At 75.1% G+C, this 5,202-nt stretch carries 5 protein-coding genes; all 5 read left to right on the top strand.

The window, feature by feature from the left end:
- Positions 1–145: 145 nt before the first annotated feature.
- From AA75_RS20835 to AA75_RS20815, 5 genes are read left to right on the top strand one after another with little or no spacing between them, the layout of a single operon-like run.
- A complete protein-coding gene (locus AA75_RS20835) occupies positions 146–1,402 on the top strand; it encodes a pitrilysin family protein (RefSeq protein WP_033821664.1) in 1,257 nt (418 codons plus the stop codon).
- Positions 1,399–2,235, top strand: coding sequence for a hypothetical protein (locus tag AA75_RS20830; RefSeq protein WP_033821663.1), 837 nt, complete (start codon positions 1,399–1,401; stop codon positions 2,233–2,235). The genes AA75_RS20835 and AA75_RS20830 overlap by 4 nt, the downstream gene beginning before the upstream one ends.
- The gene (locus AA75_RS20825; RefSeq protein ID WP_033821662.1) at positions 2,232–3,455 is read left to right on the top strand and encodes a hypothetical protein; all 1,224 of its coding nucleotides are present in this window, start codon (positions 2,232–2,234) and stop codon (positions 3,453–3,455) included. The genes AA75_RS20830 and AA75_RS20825 overlap by 4 nt, the downstream gene beginning before the upstream one ends.
- Positions 3,455–4,417 carry an ABC transporter ATP-binding protein gene (locus tag AA75_RS20820; protein WP_033821661.1) on the top strand — a complete coding sequence of 321 codons (963 nt, stop codon included), beginning with the start codon at positions 3,455–3,457 and terminating at the stop codon, positions 4,415–4,417. Before AA75_RS20825 ends, AA75_RS20820 begins: the two co-directional genes overlap by 1 nt.
- Positions 4,414–5,169, top strand: coding sequence for an ABC transporter permease (locus AA75_RS20815; RefSeq protein WP_033821660.1), 756 nt, complete (start codon positions 4,414–4,416; stop codon positions 5,167–5,169). The genes AA75_RS20820 and AA75_RS20815 overlap by 4 nt, the downstream gene beginning before the upstream one ends.
- Positions 5,170–5,202: the final 33 nt, after the last annotated feature.

Here is a 5,202-nt window from a genome sequence, read left to right as displayed (position 1 = left end):
CCTGGACAAGGCCGGCCAGGGCAAGTAAGCCCACCTTCCCCCGGCGGAGGAACGCGGCCCGGTGCCCCCGCAAGGGCGCCGGGCCCACTCCCGACCGCTCCACCCCGTCCCGACCCCTGCGTCCCCTCTGCTCCAGGAGCCTCCGATGTCGTCCGTCGAACAGCTGACCCTCGCCAACGGCGTCCGCATCCTCACCCGCACCGACCACCGGTACGCCACCGCGGCCGTCTGCGTCGCGATCGGGGCCGGCTCCCGCCACGACCCGGCCGGCCACGGAGGCAGCCTGCACCTCCTGGAGCACCTGCTGATGAACTCCCGGGTCCCGCAGCCCGGCGACGCCGAACCGCGCTCGCTGGCCGAGCACATCGAACTGCTGGGCGGCCGCGGAAACGCGGTGACCGGCCTGGAACTGATGCTCCTGCACGCCCAGGTACTGCCCGACCTCGCGGCCCCCACCATGGCCGCCCTCGCCTCCGCCGCCGTACACCCCGACGTGACCGACCACCACTTCGCAACCGAGCGGCAGGCCGTGCTGCAGGAACTGGCCGCCGCCGCGGCCGACCCGTACGACGTCGTCCAGGACGCCTACATCCGGGCACTCTTCGCGGGCCACCCGCTCGGACGCCCCGTCGGCGGCACCGCCGAGGACGTGCACGCCGCCCGCCTGGACCGGCTGCTCGACATCCACCGGCAGCTGCTCTCCTCGGCCCCGATCGCGCTGATCGCGGTCGGACCGAACACCGCCGAGGAGATCCGCGAAGCCGTCCGCACCACCGGCATCGAGGACCTCCCCGCCCGGGACGCCACACCCCCGACCATCCCCCTGGCAGCGCTCGCGGCTCGATCAGGCCACCCGGCTCTCCCCGACGAATTCTGCTGGCTGTCCGTCGGCGGCCGCTCCCCCCACGCGGACGACCCGGCACGCCACGCCTACACCGTCCTCGGCCACCTTCTCGGCAACAGCCCGGCCTCGCTGCTCTACCTGCGCCTGCGCCTCGAACAGGGCCTCGGCTACAACTTCCAGTCCTGGAACCGGGCCTACCAGGACGGCGGATCCTGGCGCGCCCTGATCGGCGCCGAACCCGAGAACGCCGAGCTCGTCATCGAGACCGTACGCTCCTGCCTCGCCGAGGTCGCCGCGCACCCCGACCCCGCGATGCTCGAAGCAGCCCGCCGCCAGGCCGCGTTCGAACTCTTCGAAGAGGCCGACAGCCCGCTGGGCCAGGTGATCCAGCTCGCCCGCGGCACCTACGCCGGAGCCCGCCCCTGGTCGGCGGCCGACGACGCGGCCGCACTCAGGGCGGTCACCGCCGCCGACGTGCAGGCCGCCGCGGCCACGCTGCTGCGCGACCTCGTCGTCGTGGTCCGGCCCGAGCCCGCTCCCGCCGGAGGCGCCCGATGAGCACCACCGCCACCCCGCCACCGGACCTCGACTCCTTCACGGACACCGGACTGCTCCACGAGATCGCCGGACACCGGTGCGTCGCCGGCCTGAGCACCGACCCCGCCACCGGCCGCACCGACTGCCTCATCGAGTACCTCCCGCCCGCCGTGCTCACCGACCCGGCCCTGCTGAACAGCCTGATCCACCAGGCCATGTCCGGCGCGGAACACCCACAGTGGCGCGACCTCGTCGTCCGCGTACCGGGCGCCCACCCGGCGCCCGCGCCGCTCACCCGGGACCTCAGCTACCTGGTCCTCACGCCCGGCGCCGCCGACGGCGCCGCCCTCCCGCCCGGCATCCGGATCCGTCCGCCGGCGGGCCCGGCGGAGGACGCCCTGGTGAACGGCTGGCTGCGACAGGCCATCGCCTTCGGCAACCGGCAGCGCGAGGTGACGATGAGCGAGGAGGACGTCCGCGCGACGGCCGACGCCTGCCTGTCGGCCCCCGGCAGACACTCCCTGCTCGCCGTCGCCGACGGCCACGGACCCATCGCCCACGCCACCCTGCTCACCGAGGCCGCCGACCCCCTGCACGGCGACCGCTACATCGACCTGGTCGACATCCTGGTCGCCGACGGCCACGACCGGCGGTCCCTCACCGACGCCCTCGTCGCACACGCCGCCCGCCACGCCGCCGCGCTCGGCCTCCCCCTGATCGGCAACGTCGTGCACGCCCGCACCCCCGACGCGGACGGCACCCACGTCGTCGACGCCCTGACCGCGCGCGGCTGGCGGCTGCGCGACACCTACTGGCGCTGCCCCCTCGACGCGATCGCCACGGAGCCCCGATGACCCCGCCCGCACACCCCGAGCACCACGCAGAGCACCACCCCGAGCAGTACGCCCCCACCCTCGACCTACTGTGCGAACTGCTCGGCACCGACACCGACCGCCCCCCGGCCGAACTCCTCCACCACGCCCGCACCGTCAGCTTCACCCTCCCCCCGCTGCTGCTCTCGGCCGCGGTCCACGCGGGCCGGCCCACCGGCACCGGATCCGACGACGAACTCCGCCGCCACCGCACCCGGCTCGCGACCTACGACCGCATCGCCGCCGCCGTCGCCGAAACCGGCACCCGCGTCGTCAAAGGACCCGCACTCGCCCGCTTCCAGCCCCCCTGGGCCGTACGGACCTGCGGCGACCTCGACCTGCTGGCCCCCGGGGAAGCCGAGCTGTGGCAGGCCGCCCGGCGGATCTCCGAACTCCTCCCGGTCCACGACATCCAGCTCACCCTGATCGGCTCCGGCCCCGGCCGGCACCTGATGGTCGGGCTCGGCGCCCCGTCCCCCGAACCGTGGCTCGACCCCGAACTCAAGATCGAACTGGCCACGTTCGCCTACCCCGGCGACTGGGAGACCGTACCCCTGCGCGCCGCCATGCCCGAGCACGACGCGACGGCGCAGCTGCTCGCCGTCGCCGAGGAACGCTTCCAGCGGCCCTTCACCGTGCGCGACGTCCTGGACTGCGCGGCGGTGCTGACCTCGGCCGAGGCCCCCGCTCCCATCGCCCTGGCCGAGACCGCCCACGCCTGGCACCTCGCCCCCGAACTCCTCGAACTGACCGAGTTCGCCCGCTCCTTCCCCACCCTCGCCCCCCTCGTGGACGAGGCCTGGCAGGCACGGCTGGCCCCCGCGGCCGCGACCGAACGCGCACGGCGCGCAGGGCTGCGGCCCGACCGGGCCGACGAGGACGCGCCGCCGGGGGAGAGCGGCCCCGAACGCACCCGCCGCAGGCTCGCCTCCGGCGGCCCCGTCCCCGCCCGGCTGGCGGACGGCTACCCGGTCTTCGGCATCGCGCTGCAGGTCGACCACCCCTTCGCGCCGGCCGACCGGGCGGTGCTGCACACCGTCGACGACAGCACCGTCCTGACCACCCCCCTCGGCGCCTTCCTGCTGGTCAGCCGGGAACTCGTGGACCCCGCCGCCTACCGGCGGGCCGTGGACTTCGCCACGGCACTCGCCGCAGGCGACGCCGCGACCGACACCCCGCGGGAACAGCGAGGAGCATCCTGATGTCCCTTCCCTCCACCCCGCCCCCCGGCATCGAGGTCACGGACCTGGTACGCGCCTACCGAGGCGCGGCGCCCGGCACCCGCAACGCCCTCGACGGCATCACCTTCACCGTGGAGCACGGCCGGACCACGGCCCTGCTCGGCCCCAACGGCGCCGGCAAGACCACCCTCGCCCGCATCCTGTCCACCCTGCTCACCCCCACCTCCGGCACCGTCCGCGTCGCCGGGTTCGACACCGTCCGCGAGCCCAAGGCCGTACGGGCCGCCATCGGCCTGGTCCTCGGCGGCGAACGCGGCCTCTACGGCCGGCTCACCGCCGAGCAGAACGTCCGCTACTGGGCCGCGATGTGCGGCCTCGGCCGCCGCGAGACCCGGCAGCGCACCCGCGCGGTCCTGGAGCGGCTCGGACTGGCCGAACACCGCGCCCGGCCGGTGGAGACGTTCTCCCGCGGCATGCTCCAGCGCGTCCACCTCGCCCGCGCCCTGGTCACCGGACCGCGGGTGCTCATCCTCGACGAGCCCACCGCCGGCATGGACCCCAACGCCGCCCACGGCTTCCTGGCCCTCGTCCGTGACCTCCAGGAACAGGGCACCACCATCCTGCTCACCACCCACGACATGCACGAGGCCCGGGAACTCGGCGACCAGGTGCTCCTGCTCGACCAGGGCCGCATCGCCGCCGCCGGATCCCCCGCCGAACTGCTCGCCGACCTGGCCGACCGGCGGACCGTCACCGTCGCCCACGCCCCGGCACCGGCGCTCGCCGCCCTCGACCACGTCCTGGACGGCTGCCACCGCACCGGGACCGGCGGCCTGCGCTTCACCGTCACCGGCACCGGCCAACTGGCCGCCGCCGTCCGCGTACTGGCCGAAACCGGCTGCTCCGGGGTCGCCATCTCCGACCCCAGCCTCGGGGACGTCTACCGGTCCGTCATCCCCGACCGGGAGTTCAGCGTCCGATGAACGAACACGTGCGCACCGCGTGGCTGCTCGTCGTCCGCCGCCCCGGCCTGCTCGCCCTGCTGTGCTTCGTCCCGCTCTACTCCCTGGTCTTCTTCACCGCGGTCCGCCACGGCACCGACCCCCGGCTCGCCGCCCCCGTGGCCCTCACCGCCTTCCTGATGACGATGTGGTCCCACGCCGTGTTCGTCGCCTCGGAGGCGATCGACCACGACCGGGCCGAAGGCATGCTGGAGACGCTGCTCGCCGCACCCGGCTCGTACACCCGCTCGCTGCTGCTGCGGATCACCGCCACGGCGACGCTGTGCCTGCCCGCCGCGGCCGAGATCACGCTGATCGGCACCCTCGGCTTCGGCTTCCCGCTGCGCCTTGCCGCACCGGGGGTCTTCCTCGCCGCCCTCGCACTGACCTTCGCGGGCACCACCGGCACCGCGGCGCTGCTCGCCGGGCTCTTCGTCCTGGTCCGCGGCGCCCGCACCTACCAGAACGCCCTCACCTACCCCTGCTACCTGCTGGGCGGCCTGATCGTCCCGGCCGCGCTGCTGCCGCAGCCGCTCGCCGCCCTCAGCCGCGTCTGGTTCCTCTCCTGGGGCGCCGACCTGATGCGCGACGCCCTCGACGGCGACCCGGCCGGCGCCCTGCGGCGCCTGCTCGCGCTCACCGCGCTCGCCGGCCTCCAGTGCCTGCTCGGCGTCCTCGTCCTGCACCGGGTCCTCGCCCGCGCCCGCGAAGGGAGCGTCGCCCTCCATGCCTGACACCCCCGTCCCCACCCCCGCCCCCACCGCCGC

Source organism: Kitasatospora sp. MBT63 (genome assembly GCF_000710465.2).
Classification (GTDB): domain Bacteria; phylum Actinomycetota; class Actinomycetes; order Streptomycetales; family Streptomycetaceae; genus Kitasatospora.
The sequence above is the reverse complement of the archived record's forward strand: the minus strand, read 5'-3'. Positions and strand labels throughout refer to the sequence as shown.

Excerpts from the sequence above, each read along its gene's own strand:
- AA75_RS20835 (WP_033821664.1), top strand. The coding sequence starts at position 146 with ATGTCGTCCGTCGAACAGCTGACCCTCGCCAACGGCGTCCGCATCCTC.
- AA75_RS20830 (WP_033821663.1), top strand. The coding sequence starts at position 1,399 with ATGAGCACCACCGCCACCCCGCCACCGGACCTCGACTCCTTCACGGAC.
- AA75_RS20825 (WP_033821662.1), top strand. The coding sequence starts at position 2,232 with ATGACCCCGCCCGCACACCCCGAGCACCACGCAGAGCACCACCCCGAG.
- AA75_RS20820 (WP_033821661.1), top strand. The coding sequence starts at position 3,455 with ATGTCCCTTCCCTCCACCCCGCCCCCCGGCATCGAGGTCACGGACCTG.
- AA75_RS20815 (WP_033821660.1), top strand. The coding sequence starts at position 4,414 with ATGAACGAACACGTGCGCACCGCGTGGCTGCTCGTCGTCCGCCGCCCC.